1 protein-coding gene is annotated in these 728 nt (G+C 58.4%); it reads right to left on the minus strand.

Annotated elements, in window-relative coordinates; genetic code table 11:
- The coding region (locus tag AB3X98_RS42030; RefSeq protein WP_368607209.1) for an IS6 family transposase at positions 1-550 on the minus strand (550 nt) is incomplete at its 3' end.
- Positions 551-728 lie beyond the last annotated feature (178 nt).

Here is a 728-nt window from a genome sequence, read left to right on the forward strand (position 1 = left end):
ACTTGATGTGGCGATGGTCTTGCTCGATCACGTTGTTCAGATATTTTGAGGACCGGACCTTCGTGTCTTCAGGCAGCAGACCATCGGCCTTCATTTCGCGCACCGCGCGGTGCGAGGCGGCATAGCCGTCGAGCGTGATGGTCTCCGGCGGCTGGCCCTCACGCTTGATGGCCTTGCTGAAAAAAGCTTTGGCCGCAGCCACATCGCGTCGGGCTCTGAGCATGAAGTCCACCGTCTGGCCAGCCCGATCCACTGCCCGGTACAGGTAGACCCACCTGCCGCGAATCTTCGGGTAAGTCTCATCGACACGCCACGAGCGACCCGCAGGTGTAGCAAACCGGTTCCAGCGTTTGACGAACTCGGGTGTATAACGCCTCACCCAGCGCAGAATCGTCGTGTGAGCCAGCGACAATCCCCGTTCGGCCATCATCTCGACCAGATCGCGAAAGCTGAGCTTGTAGCGCAGGTACCAGCGAACGCACAGGATGATGATCTCCCGATTAAAATGGCGTCCGCCGAACAACTTCTCCGGACTCTTCAGCTTGCTCATCGTGGCTCCTCGGTTCGTCTTCTTCCGACAACTCTAACCCATTCGCCGGCCCTATTTGCACCATGTATGGACGACTCCCTGTTGTCAAGCAGTCTCAGTTTTCTGGCATCCGGTCGAGGTTGCAGCCATGTATCCGGGCTCAGTTGGCAGCACTCGCTGCGGGCCCACGATGAATATC

The sequence above is a fragment of the Paraburkholderia sp. BR14312 genome (assembly GCF_040948675.1).
Taxonomy (GTDB): domain Bacteria; phylum Pseudomonadota; class Gammaproteobacteria; order Burkholderiales; family Burkholderiaceae; genus Paraburkholderia; species Paraburkholderia nodosa_A.